This window comes from Vibrio hannami, assembly GCF_029589055.1.
Lineage (GTDB): Bacteria > Pseudomonadota > Gammaproteobacteria > Enterobacterales > Vibrionaceae > Vibrio > Vibrio hannami.
This window is the reverse complement of the sequence record NZ_JARQZP010000006.1, coordinates 439547-463617: the sequence shown is the minus strand read 5'-3', so window position 1 is coordinate 463617 and position 24071 is coordinate 439547. Positions and strand designations below refer to the sequence as shown.

Here is a 24071-nt window from a genome sequence, read left to right as displayed (position 1 = left end):
ACTACAATATGCATTACCACGCATAAGCGTGGGAACGAGTCCGCCTAGAGCGTGGTAACGAGCTAAAATACGCAGGCACCCTACACAACCGGCTTACGACGATAAAACAGTAATCCCGGCATAGCCAACCCTACGGCCAAACCAGCAATGATAAATATCGCTGCTAAAAAGTTCTCCATCAGCACAGCGAGTAGTTCTGGAGAAAAACCTATATGGTTAATCTCTACCAACGCAATCATTGCTTTAAATGCAAATACTCCTGGAACCATAGGAATCAGAGCCGCGACAGTGAACACTTTCGGGTGGGCAAGAAACCTATGTGATAACCTTACACCAATCATTCCAACGATAGTTGCTGCAATGAAGGTTGCCCACTCAATAGGCATACCATATTGCATCATCAGATAACGGCTACCATGCCCCAACGCCCCTAGAATTGCGCAGTACTTTAGTGCTTTTTGCGGAACATTAAAAACCAGTGCGAAACCTACCGCAGGGATAGCCGCAAAAAACATATCATTCAAAAGGCCAAGCATTATTTCCATCATCCTACCCAGCCCCATACGCCAACGAACATCATTGCACCAACGATACCCAGACAGGTTGCGAAGGTAAGTAAACTCGCCATAACAAATCGCGCTATGCCCATATTGATATAACCTTTAACCACGTCGGCGACAGAGTTAATTAGCGGAAAGCCGGGGACAAGCATTAATACAGAAGAAGCCATCGCAATAAAAGGCTGATTACCAAGCTCAAAGACCATTGCCTGAGAGGAAATAACGGTAGTAACAAAAGCAGTAACAGCGAAGTTTAGAAGAGGATTGAAATGTCGGTGACCAATTTCCTGACGAACGATCATTCCCAATGCAGAAGCTAAAAAGGTAATAGCGAATATAATCCAATCCCCTCCCGCCAATCGACTAAACGAGGCACAGGACAAACCAATCATAAATACAACTAGCCAACGGTTATAACGGTCAGGATTTATGGTTTGAAGCTTTTCGTGGGCGAGTGAATAGTTCAGCACTCCCTTTTCCATCATGATGCAGATCCTTTGGATCTGAGTGATAACCCGCATATTGATACCACGATCCGGAGCCTGCCTGGTCGTCGTCATACATTTACCGCCAAAAAAGGTAGTAATAACAAGTGCATTTGCGGTAAGAGATACCTCAACTTCTTCTGCCCCACTCGCCTTACCCATACGGCGCATAATATCGCCAACCAATGTACTTTCCGCACCATGAGCCAGTAGCATCTGCCCCGCCTGCGCTATCAACCTGGACACCGCTCGCTGTTTACTTTCCACATCCCACCTATCAAATCACCTAACAACTCATATAGTTTGCTATAAAACGAACTGATTAAAAATGATTCAGACAAAAAAACCACAACAAATGTTGTGGTTTTTAAAAATAATTTAACTGATATGAGATTAGTCTCTTACGTAGATAACGTGGCCGTCATCTTCATCGTCATCCCAATCGTCGTCATCCCAATCATCATCGGTAACAACATTTTTACCAGACATTGCATCCTTATGGTAATCATCCCAGTTGAAGTCAACTTTCTCTTCTTCAGACTCTTCAACAACTTCTTTCGGAAGTGACTCCATAAAGTCAGCCAGCTGATAGCAAAGTTCTTTGGTGCCATTTTTGTTTACAGCAGAGATCTTGAAGTAACGATCTTCCCAACCCAGTGCATCAAGAATTTCCTGGATCTTTTCATTTGCTTCTTCTTCAGGCATCAGATCGACCTTGTTAAAGATCAGCCATCTTGGTTTAGCCGCAACCTTTTCACTGTATTGTTCAAGCTCGTCAATAATCGTTAGAGCATTCTGCGCAGGATCACTACCGTCGATTGGTAGAATATCGATCATATGCAGAAGAACACGACAACGCTCCAGGTGCTTAAGAAAGCGGATACCAAGGCCAGCACCATCAGCGGCACCTTCGATCAGACCAGGGATATCAGCAACAACGAAGCTCTTCTCAGGAACAACGCTTACTACACCAAGGCTAGGAATAAGTGTAGTAAACGGATAATCCGCCACTTTAGGCTTAGCTGCAGAAACCGCACGAATAAATGTAGATTTCCCTGCGTTTGGAAGACCTAGCATACCAACATCAGCAAGAAGCAGTAGCTCAAGACGAAGCTCACGCACTTCACCTTTTGTTCCCATTGTCTTCTGACGTGGAGCTCGGTTTACTGATGACTTAAAACGGGTGTTACCAAGACCATGCCAACCGCCTTTAGCCACCATCACTTTTTTGCCGTGTTCTGCAACTTCAGCTACGATCTCGTTAGTGTGGATATCTACAGCGCGTGTTCCAACTGGTACTTTTAGTACCTTATCTTTACCACGCTTGCCGGTACAGTTACCGCCTCGACCATTTTCGCCACGCTCAGCATTGTAGAAACGCTGAAAACGGTAGTCGATAAGCGTATTAAGGTTCTCATCAGCCTCAATATACACATCACCGCCGTCGCCGCCGTCGCCGCCATCCGGGCCACCTTTAGCCACAAATTTTTCTCGCCAAAAACTAACAACGCCGTTGCCGCCATCACCAGCATCTACTTTAACTACAGCTTCATCTACGAATTTCATTTCTTACTCCGCATTGGTACGAATACCATCTAGGTATCTATTTTAGCAGATCCAAATACCAATCAGATCGATCACCTAAGATCCAATGCTTATCTGCTCATGTGAACACAAAGAGAGTAAAGCTAACTACTCGTTCCCACGCTCCTGCGTGGTAATGCATACCATAGCCAGAAGTAAACACTATGCATTCCCACGGAGACCGTGGGAACGAGGCTATCTCGCTCTGGTGCAACTGATACTTTCTTTGTGCTCGTTATAAATAAAAAACCCCGCCGAATCGGCAGGGCTTTTGAATTCAGCTAGAAACTAAAATTATTCAGCTTCGATGCTTACAAATTTACGGTTCTTAGGACCTTTAACCTCGAACTTCACTTTACCGTCAGATAGAGCGAATAGAGTGTGGTCTTTACCGATACCAACGTTAATACCAGCGTGGAACTTAGTACCACGTTGACGAACGATGATGTTACCCGCAAGAACTGATTCACCACCGAAACGCTTTACACCAAGACGTTTACTTTCTGAATCACGACCGTTACGAGTAGAACCGCCAGCTTTTTTGTGTGCCATTGTTAAACTCTCCTAACTTTATTAAGCGCTGATGCCAGTGATTTTCACTTCAGTGAACCACTGACGGTGGCCTTGTTGCTTACGCGAGTGCTTACGACGACGGAACTTAACGATCTTAACTTTATCGCCACGACCGTGTTTAACTACTTCCGCAGTTACTTTACCGCCCTCTACAAGAGGTGCACCAACAGCGATTTCTTCGCCGTTAGCAATCATAAGTACTTTGTCGAATTCAACTGTTGCGCCAGTTTCAACGTCTAATTTCTCTAAACGAAGAGTTTGACCTTCGCTTACACGGTGTTGTTTACCACCAGATTGGAAAACAGCGTACATTTTTTACTCCGCTTTTTCCGCACAGCCTATTTGCATAATGAGCAATGTGGGTGTGCGCTAAACTAATCATCAATAGGGCGCAGATTCTACGCGAATGAGCACACTATGACAAGCCATATTTTTAAAAAATTGGCGAAAAGGTAATCGCCAACGAAAAGTGGGAGGATCATGCCTATGAATCTTGCATTAATCAATGTTTTTTAGTGTATTATTCGCCAATAAATTAAAACCTATATGCCTTATTGGGCCTTATCTCTGCCGGAAGTATCATGGATTTTAAAGCTATCCAAGCCCTCACTGCCGATGACATGGCAAAAGTGAATGAAACCATCCTCGCTCAACTCAACTCTGAAGTGAGTTTAATCAACCAACTGGGATTCTACATTGTCAGTGGCGGAGGAAAGCGCCTGAGACCCCTTTTGGCCGTTCTTTCAGCCAAAGCTTTGGGTTACAAGGGCGAAGCTCATACAACCGCAGCAGCGTTCATTGAGTTTATACATACAGCTACCCTATTACACGATGATGTGGTCGATGAATCTGATATGCGCCGCGGTAAAGAAACCGCAAACGCAGCATTTGGTAATGCAGCGAGTATTCTGGTTGGGGATTACATCTACACTCGCTCGTTCCAGATGATGACCAGTTTAGGATCTTTAAAGATCCTCTCTTTGATGAGTGAAGCTGTAAATGTGATCTCAGAAGGTGAAGTGCAACAATTAATCAACTGTAACGATCCTGAGACCACCGAAGAAAGTTATATGCAGGTAATCTACTCAAAAACCGCTCGGCTGTTTGAAGCGGCAACTCAAATAGGTGCTATTTTGGTTGAAGCACCTCAAGAGGTAGAAACTGCAATGCAAAACTACGGCAAATATCTTGGCACTGCATTCCAGTTGATTGACGATGTAATGGACTATACTGCAGATGGCAAAGAGATGGGCAAGAATGTCGGAGACGACCTCGCAGAAGGCAAACCAACACTCCCTCTTTTATATGCAATGTGGAATGGTAATGAACAACAGTCTGCGATGATTAAAGAAGCTATAGAGCAATCTAACGGTATGGAACGCCTGGATGAGATTATGGCAGCCATGAACGAGACTGGCTCCCTGGATTACACTACCGAGCTCGCAAATAGAGAAGCAGACAAAGCCATTGCTGAATTAGACATACTTCCTGACTCTGAATATAAAGAAGCACTTGTTGCGTTAGCGCATCTTGCGGTAAAGAGAAGCAAATAACTTCATGGCAACAACTTAAACTAAAACGGCAGCCAACTGGCTGCCGCTCTCTTATATAAGGCTAAATTTTATACAAACTCTTCGCCAATCTTGATATCACCGTTTAGTGTTTCAAGCATACCGTCCAGTGCAGATTTCTCGAAGTCGCTTAGAGCGCCATAGCTCAATACTTCCTCAACACCATCTTTACCTAGTTTAACCGGCTGTGCAAAGAAGCGTGCATGTTCACCGTCACCTTCTACGTATGCGCACTCAATAACGCCTTCTTCACCATTAAGCGCTTTAACCAGAGCCATACCAAAGCGACAAGCCGCCTGTCCCATAGACAGAGTTGCAGAACCACCACCCGCTTTTGCTTTAACAACTTCAGTACCAGCGTTCTGGATACGATCAGTTAGCGCTGCGATCTCTTCATCCGTAAACTCAACATCAGCTACCTGAGAAAGAAGAGGAAGAATGGTTACACCAGAGTGACCACCAATAACAGGTACACGAACGTCGCCTGGATCTTTATCTTTCAGCTCTGCCACGAAAGTTTCTGAGCGGATAACATCAAGAGTAGTAACACCAAACAGACGACGCTTGTCGTAAACACCAGCTTTTTTAAGAACTTCTGCAGCAATTGGGACAGTAGTGTTAACAGGGTTTGTGATGATACCTACCAGCGCCTTAGGGCAAGAAACGGCTATCTTTTCTGCCAAAGATTTAACAATACCAGCATTCACGTTGAAAAGATCCGCTCGATCCATACCAGGCTTACGAGCCACACCAGCAGAAATAAGAACAACATCAGCACCTTCCAGAGCTGGAGTTGGATCTTCACCTGCATAACCTTCAACAGCTACAGGTGTAGGGATATGACTAAGATCTTTTGCCACACCCGGAGTGACCGGAGCGATATCGTATAGCGCAAGATCAGAACCGGCAGGTAGACGATTTTTAAGCAATAGAGCTAAAGCTTGTCCAATACCGCCTGCAGCACCAATAACAGCTACTTTCATAGTAGTTCTCCTTAAGATTTTATAATTAAATTAAAAAATTGTTTCACGTAAGTATTAATTCTTTTAATGTAACAGCGTATGTCGCAAACTAAATCATTCACAATATGATTACAATTATCTAACTTCATCTTTGCGACTTCACGCAATACTCGCACCAATAACGACAAAAGTCGTATTGATATTTTAATCTATACAAAGGGTTAACTATGGTTCTATTACACACTAAACAGCCCTAAGTTATAGTGACAATCACTGCATTTTTTAGCTGTACGTTTGCTGAAATTCGCAAAATTGTGAGAAGATACTCTTCTTCCGTTACTGCACAAAAAACAGACTATGCGTAATACTGACAAACAAGATAATCTGGTAAGAGCCTTCAAAGCCATCCTTAAAGAAGAAAGATTCGGTTCTCAGGGAGAGATCGTTGATGCACTAAAGCACGAAGGCTTTGAAAACATAAACCAGTCGAAAGTTTCCCGAATGCTAACTAAATTTGGGGCAGTAAGGACACGAAATGCCAAAATGGAAATGGTTTACTGCTTACCAGCAGAGCTAGGTGTCCCTACCACTTCCAGCCCACTTAGAGAGCTAGTTCTGGATATCGACCATAACAATGCAATCGTCGTTATTCACACGGGTCCGGGCGCGGCTCAGCTTATTGCTCGACTGCTGGACTCTCTTGGCAAATCTGAAGGAATTCTGGGTGTTGTTGCGGGTGATGATACCATCTTTATCACTCCCACTCTTAACGTCACAACCAAACAGCTATATGACTCTGTATGCACATTATTTGAGTACGCGGGCTGATGCTAATATAAATAGCCATATGTGATGTGAAGCGCACCCAATCAATGTGACAAAGATCACATTAACAGTAATCTTCTTACAATTTTTAATCAGCAACTTAAGTTGCTGATTTTGTTTTATTTATCACGATTATTTTTTGTGGTCATGTATCTGTAGCACAGATAATACACCTGTATTTATGGTGAAAAATATCATTTTTCACCAAAGATTTGGTATTATTCCGGCACTTTTTCAACAAATGGATTGAAAAAGATGCCGTTTCCAAAGGAAATACTCCTCTCACCCAGAGAGAGAGCTAGATAATGAATAAGGAAGGAAAATTCATGGCATTCAAAAAACTTGTCCAGGCTGGCGCAATTGCAGCAGCGGTAATGGGAACAGGTGCAGTTCACGCTCAGGAGTTCATTACTATTGGTACCGGTTCAGTTACAGGTGTTTACTATCCTACTGGCGGTGCTATCTGTAAGCTAGTCAACAAAGGCCGTAAGGAACACAATATTCGTTGTTCGGTAGAATCAACCGGTGGTTCTATCTACAACGTAAATACAATCCGTGCTGGTGAGCTCGATTTTGGTATCGTGCAATCTGACTGGCAATATCACGGATATAACGGCACAAGCAAGTTCTCTGAACAAGGCCCGTACAAAAAACTACGTGCAATGTTCTCCCTTCACACAGAACCTTTCAACATTATTGCTCGTACCGACTCTGGTATAGAAAGTGTACAAGACCTTGAAGGCAAGCGTGTAAACATTGGCAACCCTGGCTCTGGTGACCGCGCAACTATGGGCGTGGTAATGGATGCAATGGGCTGGACTATGGACAGCTTTAAACTGGCATCTGAACTAAAAGGTTCTGAACGTTCACAAGCTCTGTGTGATAACAAAATCGATGCATTCATCTATATGGTTGGTCATCCAAACGGCTCTATCAAAGAAGCGACAACGTCTTGTGATGCTAAATTAGTATCTGCGACAGGTCCTGAAATCGATAGTATCGTTGCTGACAACCCATATTATGCATATAGCAATCTTCCTGCTGGTACTTACCGTGGTACAGATTCAGATGTAAATAGCTTCGGTGTAGCAGCAACAATGGTAACAACAACTGATGTTTCAGATGAAGTTGCGTACAACGTTGCTAAAGCGGTATTTGAAAACTTTGACACTTTCAAACGCCTTCACCCTGCTTTCAAAAATCTGAAAAAAGAAGATATGGTTAAAGCTGGTCTCTCAATTCCTCTGCACCCAGGTGCTGAGAAATACTACAAAGAAGTAGGATTACTTAAGTAACTGAGTTCAGTTACGACTAAGTAAATTAAGGAGGCGCATGCCTCCTTAACAATTTTTATACTTTCAAAAACTATTTTTAGGCTCGGGCAATACGCTGTTTTACCGGATAAAATCCTACAAACAAGCAAAACTTAAGCTCAAAATTAAACACCATCCTTATCTCAAGCTAAAATTAAGGAATTGGTGGTTAATGTAACAGCCGATTTCCTACTCTTTGGACAGACCATCAATAATAAGGATATAAGTACATGACGAAGACAAACACACCGTCTCCAGATGTGCAAGAAATGGTGGCACAATCAGATACTGGGGCACGTAACCCATCCGGTCTACCGGGCAGAATTCTCTGGTTTGTGCCGCTTTGCTGGTCACTATTTCAGTTGTGGTACGCCTCTCCACTACCGTTCATTTTTAACTTTGGCGTACTAAATGACACTGAAGCACGCGCAATTCACCTGACTTTTGCAATATTTCTTGCTTTTACAGCCTACCCGGCATTGACTCACTCTCCTAGAGACAGAGTTCCTTTGATCGATTGGGTATTAGCGCTAGCTGGTAGCTTTTCTGCTGCCTACATTTATATTTTCTACACTGAGTTAGCCGGACGTTCTGGCGCGCCAACTACCTTGGATATTGTTGCTGCGGTAACTGGTATGGTGCTTCTTCTTGAAGCGACTCGACGCGCATTAGGCCCACCACTAATGGTTGTAGCGGCAGTATTCCTGACCTACACCTTCGCTGGCCCTTACATGCCAGATGTGATCGCCCATAAAGGGGCAAGCCTTAACAAAGCAATGTCGCACCTGTGGCTAACAACAGAAGGTGTTTTTGGTGTTGCTCTTGGTGTATCTACCTCTTTCGTATTCCTATTCGTTCTGTTTGGTGCAATGCTGGAAAGAGCCGGAGCGGGCGCTTACTTCATTAAAGTTGCTTTCTCTCTTCTTGGTCATATGCGAGGTGGCCCAGCAAAAGCAGCTGTTGTAGCATCTGGCCTTTCTGGGCTGGTTTCAGGTTCATCCATCGCTAACGTAGTAACAACTGGTACCTTTACTATTCCATTGATGAAGCGTGTTGGATTCCCTGGAACAAAAGCAGGTGCAGTAGAGGTTGCAGCTTCAACAAATGGTCAGCTTACGCCCCCTATCATGGGTGCAGCAGCATTCCTAATGGTTGAATATGTTGGTATTTCATACGTAGAAGTAATCAAAGCGGCACTACTCCCTGCGCTTATCTCTTACGTTGCTCTACTTTATATCGTGCACCTTGAAGCGACCAAAGCGGGTATGAAGGGGCTTCCTCGTCGCCATAACCCGACAATCCTTCAAAGCATGACTTCTTTTGTCGGTACCATTGTCGGGCTATGTGTTCTAAGTGCGATTGTTTACTACGGCGTGGGCTGGACTAAAGATGTCTTTGGTGCTGCTGCGACTCCAATTGTAACTGTTGCTCTGTTGTTAGCTTATGTTGGACTGGTTCGCGTATCTGCTGCTTATCAAGAGCATGCACATATGGCTATCGATGAAGAGCTAAATGAAGTGCCTGACGCAGGACCAACCATTAAATCCGGTCTGCACTTCTTGCTTCCAATCGTTGTGCTAGTTTGGTGTCTGACTGTAGAGCGTTTCTCGCCTGGCCTGTCGGCATTCTGGGCTACAGTGTTTATGATCTTTATCCTTCTGACACAGCGCCCTCTAATCGCTTTCTTTGCTAAAGAAGGCGAGCTAAAAGAGGCAGCTAAAGAAGGCTGGGTTGATCTAACTGAAAGTCTGGTTTCAGGCGCGCGTAACATGATCGGTATCGGTGTGGCTACGGCAGCAGCTGGTACCGTTGTTGGTGTTGTAACGCTTACTGGTATCGGCCTGGTAATGACAGATTTCGTAGAGTTTATCTCTGGCGGTAGTATTATCCTGATGCTTCTTTTTACCGCAGTAATCAGCCTTGTATTGGGTATGGGTCTTCCGACAACAGCAAACTACATCGTTGTGTCAACGCTGATGGCTCCTGTAATCGTTACTCTGGGTGCATCTCATGGTCTTATCATTCCGCTGATAGCTGTACACTTATTCGTGTTCTACTTCGGTATCCTTGCTGATGATACACCACCAGTAGGTCTAGCGGCATTTGCGGCAGCAGCAATAGCGAAATCTGATCCTATCCGGACAGGTATTCAAGGCTTTACTTACGATATTCGTACCGCGATTCTGCCATTTATGTTTATCTTCAATACGCAGCTACTGATGATGGGCATTGATTCATGGTGGCACCTGTGTCTGACGATTATATCAGCTACCGCAGCAATGCTGATTTTCTCTGCGGCAACCCAGGGGTGGTGGCTCACTAAGAACAAATGGTGGGAAACTATTCTTCTGCTAGTACTGACCTTCAGCTTCTTCAGACCAGGATTCTGGTGGGATATGATCTATCCGGCAAAAGATCTTTATCCGGGAGTTGAGATAGCTCAAGTTACCGAAAATCTTCCTGTGGGACAATCACTTGAACTAAGGGTTGCAGGTGAAAACCTGGAAGGCAAGTTCATAGAGAAGACCGTTCGCCTACCTTTCGAAGACGTTGCTGAATCAGCAGAAGATCGCATTGCATCTATGGGTCTGATGTTAACTGAGAACGAAGGTAAGATGATCGTAGATATGGTGGAGTTTGGTAGTCCGGCAGAATCATCAGGTATCGATTTTGACTGGGAAATCAAATGGGTAGTAACTCCAGCTGATCGCCCGATGAAAGAATGGGTGTTTGTACCTGCCTTCCTGATACTTCTTGGTCTAGGATTAAATCAGAGAAGACGCGCTCGAAAGGAAGAGATGAGCGCATAGCTGTAACTGGTGTCAACTTATAAACTGGCACCAGACTCTAACCGGAAAGGGATATTAGGGCACACATCTCCCAAGAGGTGTCCATTTTAACGAAAATAAGAGTTACGCATATGTACAAACAGATCCTTGTTCCAGTTGATTTGAATGATAAAGGTTTTTCGGACAAAGCAGTTGCACAGGCAGTGTGGCTTGCTAAACATTCTAACGCTGAAGTACACCTGCTAAACGTACTTCCTGGAATACACATGTCTATGGTGGCTACATACTTCCCAAAAGATGCGGCCAAAAAGATGAAGCAAGACGTTAAAAGACAGCTTCAGCAGTTTGCTGATCAGCATATTGATGATGACGTTATCTACAAAACTCACGTTGCTGAGGGTAAACCATACTCAACAATTCTTGAGTATGCAGCAAAGCTAGGCGCTGACCTGATCATTATGCCAAGCCATAAGCGATCAAAAGTAGATAAGGTTGTACTTGGTTCTGTAGCAAGTAAGGTTGTTCAGAACTCACCTGTCAATGTAATGGTGATTAAACCGCAAGGCTGAGGCTAACACTTTTATTGATAACAAGGCTTGTTCACTGAACAAGCCTTTTCTTTTTATTCAATATGCGTATCTTAAATAGAGGTAACATTCACAAGGATAGTAAGTCATGATTAAAGGAATTATTGCTTTAGGAGTATTGGCTGTCGTTTTATCTACCCCTGCTGCTGCAGCTGACAATCACTCCTATAAAGAAAGACAACATGGCTCTGCATACTCTATAAGAAACTTTATGAGTCGAAATCATGATAACGAGTATGAGATTATTATCGCTATGTCAGGAGGAGGCACCAGAGCCGCCGCTTTTGCATACGGCGTATTAAAAGCGCTACGCGCCGAAACCCTGCCTGAAAAAAATCACCAAAGCCTTTTGGATGAAGTCGATGTTATCAGCTCGGTGTCAGGTGGTAGCTTTACAGCAGCCTATTACGGACTTTATGGCAATAAAATTTTCAGCGACTTTGAGCCTGATTTTCTCTATACCGATGTAGAAAGTGAACTTTATAGTGTTTTACTAAAGCCTTCTTCCTGGTTCTCAAAATCAGGTAGAACCGGTGAAGCTATCGAGTACTATCAAGAACGACTTTTTGGAGAAGCAACCTTTGCGGATATTCAAAAAGCTGGAGGTCCACTCATTATCATCAACGCCACCGACCTCGGTAATCGAGTACGATTTTCTTTCTTACAAGAGTTCTTCGATCCCCTTTGCTCTAACCTTTCTACCTATCCAGTAGCCAATGCTGTAGCAGCCTCTGCTGCAGTACCGGTAGTTTTCAATCCTGTTGTATTAGAGAACTATGATACTTGTGACAACTCAACAAATCGCTTTTTAGAAAGTAGTGACAAAGAAATTTCAAAGGTATCTGAGTCAACCTGGAGAGGGCTTGTTGGCTATAGGGATAAAGAGAACAAAAAATATGTACACCTTGTCGATGGAGGCATCAGTGATAACTTAGGTCTTCTTTCACTGTATGACACGGCCGAAATTGGAGGTGGTCATGAGAAGTTTATTCAGCGAGGTGGAAATAAAATTCCAAAGCATTATATCATCATATCAATTGATGCATCCGTATCACCCGAACGCACGATAAATCTATCTCCTGATGAGCCGAGTATCACTGATACCGTTAGCGCCATGTCTGAAGTTCAATTTTTCAGGTATAACACCAGTACAAGGCAGCTTATTGAAGACTGGGTCGACGAATATGTAAAGCTTGCCGCAGAACGCAATATCGAAATAGAACCATATATTATCAATATTAACTTTTCTCCGATGGCAATCATTGATGAGAAGCGGCGCAAATTCCTGAACAATATCCCTACAGACTTAACCCTGGAAAAAGAGCAGGTTGATATAGCAATAGAAGAAGGTTTCGTTCAGCTACAAAACCACCCGGATTTTCTTCGATTTAGAAGAAATATTGCCGAAGAGGCAAAGAAGCTTAGTACTACTCCATAGCCTCAAACAGACTGAATCAAGATTTAGGCAGCGTTTTGTAGTCAGGCAGAGTTGAGGGAAGGTTATATAACGATTCTATAAGTGACTCAGCTAAAGGATAAAAATCACATCTAACAAAAACTGAGAATAGCTGATCATTTTCGGGGTGATAAAAGCTTAACTCAGCAGAGTGTAATTGAAGCCTGTCAGAATACGCTCTCGCTTCTTCATGAGCATAGAACTCGTCTCCAACAATAGGGTGCCCTGCTTCCAACATGTGCACTCTAAGTTGATGAGAACGTCCAGTAATGGGAAGTAATCTAACTAAAGTGGTTTTCTCTTCACGTTGAACAACCTGATATCGGGTAATCGCGTGCTTTCCATGCTCATAACACACTTTTTGTCTTGGTCGATTAGGCCAGTCGCAAATCAACGGTAGATCGATAACACCTTCATCATTTTCTAGGTTTCCCCATACACGAGCATAATAGACCTTATGAGTAAGCCTATACTGAAATTGCTTTTTAAGGTGACGCTCAGCGGGTTTGTTTAAAGAAAACAACATTAAACCAGAGGTCGCCATATCCAGACGATGAACAACCTCTGCCTCCGGATATTGCTCGCGCACACGGCTCCACTGACTTTCAAAGTGCTCTTTTAATCGCCCAGGAACAGACAAAAGCCCAGCAGGCTTATTGGTTACTAGGATATGCTCATCCTGATAAACGATGCTTAACGGTACTTCGGGTGGGATGTAGTTTAATACAGACATATGTGTGATGTGGTTTGAAGGTTACTGGTCACAGGTTACAGGACGGGCTTCGCCCTACTGGAAGCGGACATATCAATCCCCCCGTAACCCGTAACCCGTAACCCGTAACCCGTAACCCGTAACCCGTAACCTAATTCTACTAGTTATGAGAAACAACGATCAGACGCAGCGAATCAAGCTGTACCTGAGCTTTACCGATATAACCTGTCAGCTCTTTAATCTGATCATCAATCGCCTGAATCTCTTCATCACGGATGTTCGGGTTAACCGCTTTTAGTGCCTGTAAGCGTTCAAGCTCACTGTTCAAGCTTTCTGACATATTGCTTTGAGCCTCACCACGAATGGCTTCTACCTTATCAACCACCAGCTTTTCAGCAGACTCGATCAACTTGTGTACATCACCCTGAACAGAGTTCACCAGCTTACTGGCCAGATGTCGGTTAACAGGGCTAAGCTGACGGTTAAAGCCCTCAAACTCAACCTGAGCAGATAGATCATTGCCACGTCCATCCATCATCAGACGAATCGGCGTCTTAGGCAGGTAACGACTGATACCACTGCGCTTAGGAGCCTGAGCATCCACAACATACACCAGTTCAAGCAGAATAGTACCTACAGGAAGCGCTTTGTTTTTCAGCAAAGAGACCGCAGAAGTACCCACCCCCTCACTCATTAGCAGATCAATACCACCCTGAATCATCGGGTGTTCCCAGCTAATAAAGTTCATATCTTCTCGAGATAGCGCAGTGTCGCGATCAAAGGTGATCGTTGCACCTTCATATGGCAACCCAGGGTAGCTAGGAACCATCATACGCTCAGACGGAGTCACGATAAGCGCATTATCCCCCTTATCATCCTGATTCAGACCAATAGTATCGAACAGGCTAAGCGCGAAGGTCACCAGGTTGGTATCACCATCGGTTGATGCGATCTGATCAACGATCTTTTGCGCATCTTCACCACCATTAGAATGCATCTCAAGCAAGCGGTCACGTCCCTGCTCCAGCTTAGACTTAAGCTCCAGGTTCATCTTCTTAGACTCTTCAATAACCTCATCCAGATTATCAGTCTCTCCGCTTGCAAGCATCTCAATCAGAGCATCAGAATACTGATCGTACACCGCACGCCCTGTCGGACAGGTTTCAGAGAACGCCTGCAAACCTTCTTCATACCAGCGAGCAAGAATCGCCTGAGAAGTGCCTTTCAGATAAGGAACGTGGATATCGATATCGCGCAGCTGTCCGATTCGATCCAGACGGCCAATACGCTGTTCCAATAGATCCGGGTTAAACGGCAAATCAAACATCACCAGTTGGTTTGCAAACTGGAAGTTACGACCTTCAGAGCCAATTTCAGAACAGATAAGTACCTGAGCACCGCCCTCTTCCTGCGCAAAGTACGCCGCAGCTTTATCACGTTCGATAATGGACATGCCTTCATGGAAAACCGTTGCACGGATACCTTCACGCTCACGCAGTGCCTGCTCAAGTTGTAAAGCAGTTGATGAGCGGGAAGCGATAACCAGAATCTTTTCTGAACGCCTCTCTTTTACTTTTTCAATCAGCCAGTCAACTCGTGAGTCAAACTGCCACCAGCTACCTGCATCGCCTTCAAACTCCTGAAAGATCTCTTCAGGATAAAGCATCTTCATTGCGCGAGCCTGAGGTGGCATCTTACCGCCAATCATTCCGGCAACACGCATTGAGGTTTCGTACTGCTTAGGAATGTCCATTGGCAGCAGGTGTACATTACGCTTAGGGAAGCCAGAAATAGCAGCACGAGTGTTACGGAACAACACGCGTCCAGTACCGTGACGATCCATCAGGTTATCGATCAGCTCATGACGCGCTTTGGCTTTCTCATCTTCAGCAACATCGCCTTCGATGATTCGGAAAAGAGGCTCAACATCCTGCTCAGATAGTAGCTCAGTAATCTGATTCTTGGCTTCATCTTCCAACTTGTCACCAGAAAGAAGTGTACTCACGGCATCTGCAACTGGTGCATACTGCTGTTCTTCTTTTACAAACTCGGAGTAATCGTAGAAACGATCCGGATCTAACAAACGAAGACGAGCAAAATGACTTTCATGACCTAGCTGCTCTGGTGTTGCTGTTAGCAGCAAAACACCCGGAGTTTTTTCAGCAAGCCCTTCAACTACCTGATACTGGCGGCTCGGTTTTTCCTGGCTCCACTCAAGGTGGTGGGCTTCATCGACCACCAGCAGATCCCAGTCGCCTTCGATTACCTGCTCAAAACGTTTCTTGCTCTTAGTAATAAAGTCCAGAGAGCAAAGCACAAGCTGAGCAGTATCAAATGGGTTGTCTGCTTCGGCATAAGCTTCTACACAGCGTTCTTCGTCAAAGATAGAGAAGTGAAGATTAAACCTGCGCATCATCTCTACCAGCCACTGGTGCTGAAGAGTTTCAGGAACAACAATTAGAATTCGTTCCGCGCGGCCAGACAGCACCTGCTGGTGGATTATCATACCGGCTTCGATGGTCTTACCCAGACCAACTTCGTCTGCTAACAAAACACGAGGTGCAAATCGGCGACCAACTTCATGAGCAATAAATAGCTGATGAGGAATTAATCCTGCACGCATAGCACAAAGGCCACGCATTGGGCTCTTATGCTGCTCAAATTGGTTCGTTAATGCACGATAACGGAGCACAAAGTTATCCATACGATCAACCTGACCGGCAAATAACTTATCCTGAGGTTTATTAAAACGAATTTGATGACTTAAAAAGATTTCCCTCAGAGCAACACCTGATTCTTCTGAATCCAGGCGCGTGCCAATGTATGTCAGGATACCATTCTCTTCCTGAATCTCTTCAACTTTAAGTGACCAACCTTCCTGGCTCTCTATTGTGTCTCCAACATTGAACGTCACTCGGGTAACAGGTGCATCGGCTCTTGCGTATACCCTATTCTCTTCAGAAGCAGGGAACATAAACGTTACCGTTCGCACATCGATTTCTACCAATGTGCCCAAACCTAAATCGCTTTCTGTATCGCTTATCCAGCGCTGGCCCAAAGCAAATGTCATATGATTGACTACCTCGTTGTTGGAGTCGACTTTCGTCTCTAAATTCTAGCGTCTATATAGGTACCTTTTAACCGCTAAGCCATTGGTACCAAAAATGGGCGCTTATATTACTCGAACCCGTGACACAGGTCACGACTAAATCATCAGGTTTCTACCTTTTTTGATCACCAATATTACTGAAATCAAACTGTAAACTTAGTATGCGATTTCTAGATCCCGAAGAGTTTTTGTATCTATACTGATATTAAGTCCAAGATATTGCGTACTGAATGAATATCAGGCACAAAATATGCTTGAACTTGGTATCAAACAGAGTTTGGAGTAAGTAGCTGAATTTACCGCTACTTTAGCGTCAAAATTCCAGCTGCAAGCTTACAAACGTTGCTTTGCAGGCTAGCCGCCACCCGGCGGATAAGGAGACGCTTATGGGCGATACCGATCGGAAAATTTTTGTACTGGATACTAATATCCTTCTCCACGAACCTTTTGCCATTTATTCCTTCCAGGAACATGACGTGGTCATCCCCATGACCGTCCTCGAAGAGCTCGACAAAATCAAAGACAGCAAGCGCGATGTTGCCCGCGATGCTCGAGTTGCTATTCGAGCTCTTGAGGATATCTTCCGTGATGCGACACCAGATCAAATCTCTGAAGGGATTCCATTTAGCAAGGAAAAAGAAGCAACCGGGAGTATTTCTATTCTTGCTGACTTCGAACTTCAGGAAACCGTAAAAGCTTTTGTAGATAAAGCTGGCGACAACCGAATCTTAAATGCTGTTCTTTATATTCAGAACAAACGCTCACCACGAGAAGTGGTTCTCGTAACTAAAGACATCAATATGCGACTTCGTGCCAAAGGTGCCGGTGTTCGCTTTGTTGAAGACTATCGTACTGATCAGCTTATTGATGATGTTCAGTACCTGACTAAAGGCTTCCACACATATGCAGGCGACTTCTGGAACAATGTTAGTAGGGTTGAAAGCAGAAATATTGGAGGAAGAACCTATCACACTATCGACAATGAGGCGCTTGAACCAACGTTTATCAATCAATATATGGTCGATGAAGAGACTGATTTCGCAGGCCGTGTCGATTCAATAGAAGAGAATAAAGTCACCATTAAAGATCTTAGCCGTGAACGACTGATGCATAGACAGGCCTGGGATATCAGACCGAAGAACATCTATCAGGGAATGGCTATAGACGCCCTTTTAGATCCTGATATCGATCTGGTGATTCTTACTGGTGCGGCGGGTAGCGGTAAAACACTATTAGCAATGGCTTGTGCACTCGAGCAAAGCATAGAAAAAAATATGTTCGACAAGATCATCGTTACCAGAAACACACCAGACATCGGTGAATCTATTGGCTTTCTGCCAGGAACCGAGGAAGAGAAGATGTTGCCCTGGTTAGCTGCGGTAACCGATACCCTTGAGGCTCTGCATAAAAACGATCATTGCACTGAAGGATCTCTCAAGTACATCTGCGATAAAGCCAACATTCAGTTTAAGTCGATCAACTTTATGCGTGGCCGTTCGATCCAAAATGCCTTCGTACTTTTAGACGAGTGTCAGAACCTGACCGCATCCCAGATCAAAACGATCATTACCCGTTGTGGTGAAGGCACCAAGATCGTCTGCTCGGGCAACCTCGCTCAGATTGATTCACCGTATCTGACACCAGTAACTTCAGGCTTAACTTACATGGTTGAACGATTTAAGAACTTCCAGGGAAGTGCCAATATACACCTTAATGGTGTCGTTCGTAGCCGACTTGCAGAGTTCGCGGAAGAGAATCTTTAACTCATTCACAAGGGGCATAAAAGTGCCCCTTAGCTACATAAACACATCCCAAAATCAACACAAAACCAATCATCACTCAAATCTATGAATAGAGCCAAGGTATAACTTTAAAGCCTATTTTTCACATACTTATGTAAGAATTGTTATTTTTTCGCAAGGAAAAATAAGACTAATTTAATCATCATTCAGAATCATTATACTACTCCGGAAAATTAAGTCCCTATCACCAATCCGTGGCCCATTTTTAGAGCATTGCTCTCTATTTTTCTCTCTGGCCACTTAGGTTTGAGAACGAAATGAAAAAGCAAGTATTCGAGTTAGCAGATAATGGCTATCGTAGCCTGATGAAAGTCCTGGACTTTCTCACGATCAACTTATGTCTTTGTTTACTCCTTGAAACCATTGGCAAGGAAGAAACAGCCGTAGACTTCAGCAGCGCTTTTATGACTTCCATCGCATTCCTGATTTGTGGTGGATATATGGGATTATACAGACATAAGTTGCGCCATAAGTTCAGCAACATGACTATTAAATTTCTGGCAACTGCTGTACTTACCATTGTCATCATTGAACTGGCCAAGTTTCCTCTAAAGCACTTGGAAGGTTTTCAGGATAACAGCCTTTTTCCTGCATTAAGATACTCCTGGTTACTGATTGCTATGACGGTATGTTTCTGTTACCGACCTCTGATGAAATTTTTAGCCATCACTATCGGTAAGATGCGGGAAAACAAGAAAAATATCGCCATCTTAGGCTTAACGCCAGCAGGAGTTCAGGTCGAGCGGGAGATTCTTAACGAGTATTCAAAACTCAATGCATCTGTCTACTTCTATGATGATCGAACAGTAAACCGCTTTGGTTATTTGACCAAATCTGATTACAAGGGCAACACAAACAAACTAATCGATGACATAAAAAACAATCTGATAGACACCGTCTATGTTGCTCTACCTGTCACTGCGAAAGAAAGGTTCAATTCCTCTCTTCATATGTTATCTGATACCACAGTAGATACTTATCTTGTACCGGACGTTTATACACGCCGCCTTGGTGTATCTAAAATCAGCAACATTGGCAATATGAGTACCTTCAGCGTTTTTGCGTCTCCTTTCTCGGGCGCGAACAGAGTAATCAAGCGCATTGAAGACCTTATCCTTGGCACGCTTATCGTAACCATGATCTCACCTATTTTGCTGTTCGTTGCTATCGGCGTAAAACTCAGCTCTCCAGGCCCAGTTCTGTTTAAACAGGACCGTTATGGCCTGGGAGGTAAAAAGATAAAAGTCTGGAAATTCCGCTCCATGAAAGTGATGGAGAACAAAGACACCGTAGTACAGGCAACAAAGAATGACCCGAGAGTTACGGCATTTGGTTCTTTCATTCGCAGAACATCTCTAGATGAACTACCGCAGTTTTTTAACGTAGTTCAGGGCTCCATGTCTATCGTAGGTCCACGTCCTCACGCCGTTGCCCATAACGAGCAATACCGCAAAATTGTAGACAACTACATGATCCGTCACAAGATAAAGCCGGGAATCACTGGTTGGGCTCAGATCAACGGCTACCGCGGAGAAACTGACACTGTCGACAAGATGGAGAAGCGTGTTGAGTACGACATCATGTACCTCGACAACTGGAGCCTATGGCTCGATATCAAGATTGTTTTCCTAACCATATTTAAGGGGTTTGTCAGTGAACAGGCATATTAAGTCGAACTGGGCTTCTGTTTCTCTATTTGTATTTACCAGCCTACATGCTGCAAATGCTTTAGCCGATACCAAACCCAAAGCTCATACTGGTCCATTAGGTATGGAGTACCTAATGGACGCAGAAGCAAGTTACGGCAGAGAGAACAATATTACCCTGCAAAGTGAACCAGAAGACGCTATCGATAGTGACTTCTACTCTGTCGCACCTGAATTTAGTATGCAGTCGCAGATCAACGATGACTATTATTCGCTTAGCTATAAGGGTGACTATAAAAACTATAATGCCAGCGATGCAGACTCCTATCAGGACCATCAGATAAGCACCAACAATGTATGGCAATTTGGTTCACGCCACTTACTGAAACTGTACTTCGGACATTCATGGGATCATGAGGTTCGTGGCGACGATAGCACTGGCGATCTATCGACAGAACAGCTGGAATATTATGGTGTAAAAGAAGCCCTGCTAACCGGGAGCACATTTGGTGAAATGCTTTACCAGTACGGAGCCTGGGATAGCGAAGGTAAACTTGAGTTTGCACTAACATACCGAGATAAAACATTCCGTGACCTGGACTCGGTAGCGGAATCTACCAGTGTGCCTGACTTTGTTGACTACCTGAAAGGTGAAGAATTCGCCGTTACATCAGCTCAGTTTGGGTTTGTCGATGACTATTCATCAGACACCACTTTCCGGTATAGCTTGCTTCGCAACAATATAGCTTATAACGCAGACTCGTCGAAGGATACGAACGAGTATTACTTACGAATGGGCATGAAGACCACGCTTGGTTCTAAGTTTGTTATTGATGGAAACATTAGCTGGCTTCACAAGGTATTCATCAACCTGGACGCCAAGCCGTTCGATGGTTTCAACTGGGATGCTAACTTAGCCTGGAAACCGGATAACTATTCAACCTGGAAAGCAACCACCTCTCAAAACACTGAAGACTCGAGTGAAGGGGGCGAATACACCCTAAATACTTCTGCGGGTATAAGTTGGCAGCACTTTTGGGGCAGCGACAGATTTTCAACCATAGCAGGTTACGACTACAGCCGTAAAAAGCATCAGAACGATGACTCAGGCCGGCTAGATCATAACAACGAGCTATCTCTGGCTATGAGTTACGACTTCCGACCATCAATTAATTTCACAATCAAATATATGACGGTGACTGATCGCTCAAACCTAGAATATGACAACTTTTATATCAATCAAAACCACAACCCGATGACCACATTGGGTTACGACCAATCGAAACTAGTCCTTACTGCAAAGGTACAGATTTAGATGAAAAAATCATTTATCAACATATTGCTCACGGCAAGTATGGCAACTCCTGCTTATACAAATGCGAGCGAGCAAAACACAACAAATAAGCTGCAGACGCACAATGTAAGCAGTTCTCAAAGCAGCCAGATGGATAAGGTTAAAAATACTTATCGCCTTAGTGGAGGAGATCTGGTTCATATCAACGTGTTTGGCGAACCAGACCTGGAAATGGATGTAGCTCTTAGCGCTAATGGCGTAATCAGCTTCCCTTATATCGGTAACGTTCAACTGAATAACCGAACTCCACTGGAAGTGGAACAGGAAATAGAGTCAAGACTACGTGGCGATTACCTTGTAAACCCAATGGTTACTGTTTCTATCGCAAACTTCCGCAAGTTCTTCATTCTTGGCGAAGTATCAGCTCCAAATGGTTTTGAATACCAGCCGGGTATGAACGTACAAAAAGCGATTGCGATGGCTGGTGGCTTTACCGATCGCGCAAGCCGAGACATAAACATACAACCGTCTGGTTCAAGGAAAGTTCTGGAAAACGTAGAACTTACTTTCCCTATAAATCCGGGTGACACAATTATTGTAGAGCAGAGTTTTTTCTAATATGACAGGCGTAATTTTGAATAAAAAAGGTAGCGTTGAAAGCACCATCAACTTTAGTCTTTACACTAAAGTGCTAAGAAAACAATGGCTAAAAATACTGGCTGTCGTTGCCGCTGTAACTGCGGGTATGTACCCACTGGTAAGTAATATCACCGATATCTACGCATCAACCGCAACTGTGTATATTCAGGCGAGTGAAGACAATATCTCTCCGTTAAGCCAGGTAGAGAGCTTAGACTCATCTCAGGCAGAGTACTACACCACCCAATATGAACTAGCTAAATCTCGTGGTGTATTGACCAATGCGATCGAAGCACTAAAGCTTGATGAGAACCCAGGCTTCAACGGGGTAAACCTAAGAGTTGATGCAGGGCTATCCGTCGATCCCGAGGTATACACTCATTACGATCGTATTGTGAATACTATCCAGTATATGCGTGAGCATCTTACTGTTACCGGTGTACGTAAAACTCAGTTAATGACAATAACGTACGAAGATGCCGATCCTCAGCTAGCTGCTGATATCGCAAACGCCATTGCTAACGCTTATATCGACCTTGAAGCGCAGAAGCGAATGGAAAAAACCGCCAATGCGAAAGCATGGAACGAAAAGCAGAACGCTGAACTGAAAGCACAGATTCTTGCTAAGCAGAGAGAAATTCAAAAGCTGCTGAAAGATGAAGACATGCTGACATTCAACGGTATCGATGGCTATGAAACTGATCAGCTAGCACTTCTTAACCGCAATTACGCTGAAGCAAAAGCAAAACGTATTGCTGCAGAAGCAGAGTACAACACAGCCGAGAGCTATCGCGGCCGTGATCTTGAAGAGATCATCACCCTGCCAATGTTCTCAGATAATGCTCAGCTTAGAGACCTTCGTAGTTCACTGACACAATCTAAGCGTGAACTATACGAACTTGAAAAAACTTATGGTCCAAAACACCAAAAAGTTCTTCAGGCTAACTCTCAGATCACTGCAATTAACGAACAGTCTGAAGAGCTATTCGAAGAGCTAATGGAAACTGTGCATAAGCGTTATGAATCCGCTCTAGCTGAAGAGAACGAATATCTTGCTCAGATCGAGGAGCATAAGAAAAACTTCCATAAGATGGCTGAGAAAAAGGACAAGTACTACGACCTGAAAGTCGATCTTGAACAAATGGAAGCACTATACAAATCACTATTTGTAAGAACTAAAGAGCAACAGCTTAGCCTGAACTTCCAGAAGTCGAATGCCTCGCTTTATGACGAAGCTATTCCAGCGATTAAGCCTCTGAAGCCAAACAGAATCTTCCTGATGATAATGATCATGGTTGTTACAACCATCTTCACTTGTCTGTTCCTGATTGTTAAAGCGTCGCTAAATAACAAAGTGCGCACAATGAGTGAGCTGGAAAAATTCGTAGGTATCAAAGCGCTGGGCGAGTTCAGAAAAGATAAGAAACTGCAAAACCTTCCTGTTGAACAGGTAAGAAAGACCGTATTCAGTATCGATAGCTATGCAGAAATGATTCACGGTATCCGTACCTCTATCATGCTGGATAAAGAGCAGGATTCCACCACTATGGGTGTGGTTTCCGTTGATGAAAACGAAGGCAGCAAAACCATTAGCTACCTACTAGCACATTCGTTCAGTGAGCACCGTAAAACTGCACTGGTTGATCTGGACTTCAGAAGCTCAGATTCTCTAAGCAATGTTCTAGTGCAAAAGTCAGCGAAAGGCGTTTCAGATATCTGTAGCTCTGGCTGTAACATGCAAGAAGCGGTTGTGTCTTTAGACAAACTAGACTTCTATTCAACAGGCACAAACTCAGCATCTCCATTGTCTGTTCTTGCATCAAAACGTTTTGTAGCGTTTATCAAGAGCCTGGCTGCTCAGTATGAACAGGTAATCTTTAGCCTTCCTTCATGTAAGCACTCTAAAGATGCTCAATTGGTTGCTCAGCATATCGACTCTGCACTTATTGTTACCAAAGCTAACTGCACAGTGGTAAATAATATCACTTCAACTGTAGACAAGCTTGAAACCGCTGGTGCATCAGTGATTGGTGGTGTTGTAAACGAGGTCGAAGACAGAGATCTTGAAAGTGAAGAAGGCCTTCGCTACCTGGACAAGCGCGTTGTTAAGATGAACGCTTCAAAGGGTAATACTGCTAACAAAAAAGTTAGACGCAGCTAAGCA

19 protein-coding genes are annotated in these 24071 nt (G+C 44.0%); 11 read left to right on the top strand and 8 right to left on the bottom strand.

Annotated elements, in window-relative coordinates; all coding sequences use genetic code 11:
* Positions 1-80: 80 nt before the first annotated feature.
* The 5 genes from P7F88_RS13520 to rplU all read right to left on the bottom strand — a co-directional run bounded on the left by P7F88_RS13520 (position 81) and on the right by rplU (position 3514).
* Complete coding sequence (locus P7F88_RS13520; protein ID WP_422127941.1) at positions 81-548, bottom strand: threonine/serine exporter family protein; 468 nt, start codon at positions 546-548, stop codon at positions 81-83.
* Positions 545-1312 (bottom strand): threonine/serine exporter family protein, encoded by a 768-nt coding sequence (locus P7F88_RS13515; RefSeq protein ID WP_277825498.1) that lies wholly within the window; start codon positions 1310-1312, stop codon positions 545-547. The genes P7F88_RS13520 and P7F88_RS13515 overlap by 4 nt, the downstream gene beginning before the upstream one ends.
* A gap of 126 nt (positions 1313-1438) precedes the next feature.
* A complete protein-coding gene (gene cgtA, locus P7F88_RS13510) occupies positions 1439-2611 on the bottom strand; it encodes an Obg family GTPase CgtA (protein WP_277825496.1) in 1173 nt (390 codons plus the stop codon).
* Between the two features lie 312 nt (positions 2612-2923).
* Positions 2924-3181 (bottom strand): 50S ribosomal protein L27, encoded by a 258-nt coding sequence (rpmA, locus tag P7F88_RS13505; RefSeq protein ID WP_277825494.1) that lies wholly within the window; start codon positions 3179-3181, stop codon positions 2924-2926.
* 21 nt (positions 3182-3202) lie between these two features.
* Positions 3203-3514, bottom strand: coding sequence for a 50S ribosomal protein L21 (gene rplU, locus P7F88_RS13500; RefSeq protein WP_277825492.1), 312 nt, complete (start codon positions 3512-3514; stop codon positions 3203-3205).
* Between the two features lie 269 nt (positions 3515-3783).
* Between rplU and ispB the strand changes: the two genes are divergently transcribed.
* Positions 3784-4755 carry an octaprenyl diphosphate synthase gene (ispB, locus tag P7F88_RS13495; protein ID WP_277825490.1) on the top strand — a complete coding sequence of 324 codons (972 nt, stop codon included), beginning with the start codon at positions 3784-3786 and terminating at the stop codon, positions 4753-4755.
* Between the two features lie 68 nt (positions 4756-4823).
* Here ispB and mdh read toward each other — a convergent pair whose 3' ends face one another.
* Positions 4824-5756 carry a malate dehydrogenase gene (mdh, locus tag P7F88_RS13490; RefSeq protein ID WP_277825488.1) on the bottom strand — a complete coding sequence of 311 codons (933 nt, stop codon included), beginning with the start codon at positions 5754-5756 and terminating at the stop codon, positions 4824-4826.
* Positions 5757-6092: 336 nt separating this feature from the next.
* Here mdh and argR point away from each other — a divergent pair, with 336 nt between their 5' ends.
* The 5 genes from argR to P7F88_RS13465 all read left to right on the top strand — a co-directional run bounded on the left by argR (position 6093) and on the right by P7F88_RS13465 (position 12687).
* The gene (argR, locus tag P7F88_RS13485; protein ID WP_277825486.1) at positions 6093-6563 is read left to right on the top strand and encodes a transcriptional regulator ArgR; all 471 of its coding nucleotides are present in this window, start codon (positions 6093-6095) and stop codon (positions 6561-6563) included.
* A 323-nt stretch (positions 6564-6886) separates the two neighbouring features.
* A complete protein-coding gene (locus P7F88_RS13480; protein WP_277825484.1) occupies positions 6887-7855 on the top strand; it encodes a TAXI family TRAP transporter solute-binding subunit in 969 nt (322 codons plus the stop codon).
* 248 nt (positions 7856-8103) lie between these two features.
* Positions 8104-10683, top strand: a complete 2580-nt coding sequence (locus P7F88_RS13475; RefSeq protein WP_277825482.1) for a TRAP transporter permease — start codon at positions 8104-8106, stop codon at positions 10681-10683.
* Positions 10684-10793: 110 nt separating this feature from the next.
* Positions 10794-11231 (top strand): universal stress protein, encoded by a 438-nt coding sequence (locus P7F88_RS13470; protein ID WP_277825480.1) that lies wholly within the window; start codon positions 10794-10796, stop codon positions 11229-11231.
* A gap of 106 nt (positions 11232-11337) precedes the next feature.
* Positions 11338-12687 carry a patatin-like phospholipase family protein gene (locus P7F88_RS13465; RefSeq protein WP_277825478.1) on the top strand — a complete coding sequence of 450 codons (1350 nt, stop codon included), beginning with the start codon at positions 11338-11340 and terminating at the stop codon, positions 12685-12687.
* Between the two features lie 16 nt (positions 12688-12703).
* Here the strand turns inward: P7F88_RS13465 and rluA are convergent, their stop codons facing one another.
* Positions 12704-13438 (bottom strand): bifunctional tRNA pseudouridine(32) synthase/23S rRNA pseudouridine(746) synthase RluA, encoded by a 735-nt coding sequence (gene rluA / locus P7F88_RS13460; RefSeq protein ID WP_277825476.1) that lies wholly within the window; start codon positions 13436-13438, stop codon positions 12704-12706.
* Positions 13439-13577: 139 nt separating this feature from the next.
* Positions 13578-16487, bottom strand: a complete 2910-nt coding sequence (gene rapA, locus P7F88_RS13455) for an RNA polymerase-associated protein RapA (RefSeq protein ID WP_277825474.1) — start codon at positions 16485-16487, stop codon at positions 13578-13580.
* 425 nt (positions 16488-16912) lie between these two features.
* Between rapA and P7F88_RS13450 the strand changes: the two genes are divergently transcribed.
* The 5 genes from P7F88_RS13450 to P7F88_RS13430 all read left to right on the top strand — a co-directional run bounded on the left by P7F88_RS13450 (position 16913) and on the right by P7F88_RS13430 (position 24068).
* Complete coding sequence (locus P7F88_RS13450; protein WP_277825472.1) at positions 16913-18289, top strand: PhoH family protein; 1377 nt, start codon at positions 16913-16915, stop codon at positions 18287-18289.
* 296 nt (positions 18290-18585) lie between these two features.
* Entirely contained in the window at positions 18586-19998 is a 1413-nt protein-coding gene (locus tag P7F88_RS13445; protein ID WP_277825470.1) for an undecaprenyl-phosphate glucose phosphotransferase, read from the top strand.
* Positions 19982-21289: an outer membrane beta-barrel protein gene (locus tag P7F88_RS13440; RefSeq protein WP_277825468.1), complete on the top strand. Its 1308-nt coding sequence runs from the start codon at positions 19982-19984 to the stop codon at positions 21287-21289. Before P7F88_RS13445 ends, P7F88_RS13440 begins: the two co-directional genes overlap by 17 nt.
* Positions 21290-21886: a polysaccharide biosynthesis/export family protein gene (locus tag P7F88_RS13435; protein WP_277825466.1), complete on the top strand. Its 597-nt coding sequence runs from the start codon at positions 21290-21292 to the stop codon at positions 21884-21886.
* Positions 21887-21902: 16 nt separating this feature from the next.
* The gene (locus tag P7F88_RS13430; RefSeq protein ID WP_277825464.1) at positions 21903-24068 is read left to right on the top strand and encodes a GumC family protein; all 2166 of its coding nucleotides are present in this window, start codon (positions 21903-21905) and stop codon (positions 24066-24068) included.
* The last annotated feature ends 3 nt before the right edge of the window (positions 24069-24071 follow it).

Bases quoted from the DNA above. Each gene is read 5' to 3' on its own strand.
- P7F88_RS13520 (WP_422127941.1), bottom strand. From the start codon at position 548: ATGATGGAAATAATGCTTGGCCTTTTGAATGATATGTTTTTTGCGGCT.
- cgtA (WP_277825496.1), bottom strand. From the start codon at position 2,611: ATGAAATTCGTAGATGAAGCTGTAGTTAAAGTAGATGCTGGTGATGGC.
- rpmA (WP_277825494.1), bottom strand. From the start codon at position 3,181: ATGGCACACAAAAAAGCTGGCGGTTCTACTCGTAACGGTCGTGATTCA.
- rplU (WP_277825492.1), bottom strand. From the start codon at position 3,514: ATGTACGCTGTTTTCCAATCTGGTGGTAAACAACACCGTGTAAGCGAA.
- ispB (WP_277825490.1), top strand. From the start codon at position 3,784: ATGGATTTTAAAGCTATCCAAGCCCTCACTGCCGATGACATGGCAAAA.
- mdh (WP_277825488.1), bottom strand. From the start codon at position 5,756: ATGAAAGTAGCTGTTATTGGTGCTGCAGGCGGTATTGGACAAGCTTTA.
- argR (WP_277825486.1), top strand. From the start codon at position 6,093: ATGCGTAATACTGACAAACAAGATAATCTGGTAAGAGCCTTCAAAGCC.
- P7F88_RS13480 (WP_277825484.1), top strand. From the start codon at position 6,887: ATGGCATTCAAAAAACTTGTCCAGGCTGGCGCAATTGCAGCAGCGGTA.
- P7F88_RS13475 (WP_277825482.1), top strand. From the start codon at position 8,104: ATGACGAAGACAAACACACCGTCTCCAGATGTGCAAGAAATGGTGGCA.
- P7F88_RS13470 (WP_277825480.1), top strand. From the start codon at position 10,794: ATGTACAAACAGATCCTTGTTCCAGTTGATTTGAATGATAAAGGTTTT.
- P7F88_RS13465 (WP_277825478.1), top strand. From the start codon at position 11,338: ATGATTAAAGGAATTATTGCTTTAGGAGTATTGGCTGTCGTTTTATCT.
- rluA (WP_277825476.1), bottom strand. From the start codon at position 13,438: ATGTCTGTATTAAACTACATCCCACCCGAAGTACCGTTAAGCATCGTT.
- rapA (WP_277825474.1), bottom strand. From the start codon at position 16,487: ATGACATTTGCTTTGGGCCAGCGCTGGATAAGCGATACAGAAAGCGAT.
- P7F88_RS13450 (WP_277825472.1), top strand. From the start codon at position 16,913: ATGGGCGATACCGATCGGAAAATTTTTGTACTGGATACTAATATCCTT.
- P7F88_RS13445 (WP_277825470.1), top strand. From the start codon at position 18,586: ATGAAAAAGCAAGTATTCGAGTTAGCAGATAATGGCTATCGTAGCCTG.
- P7F88_RS13435 (WP_277825466.1), top strand. From the start codon at position 21,290: ATGAAAAAATCATTTATCAACATATTGCTCACGGCAAGTATGGCAACT.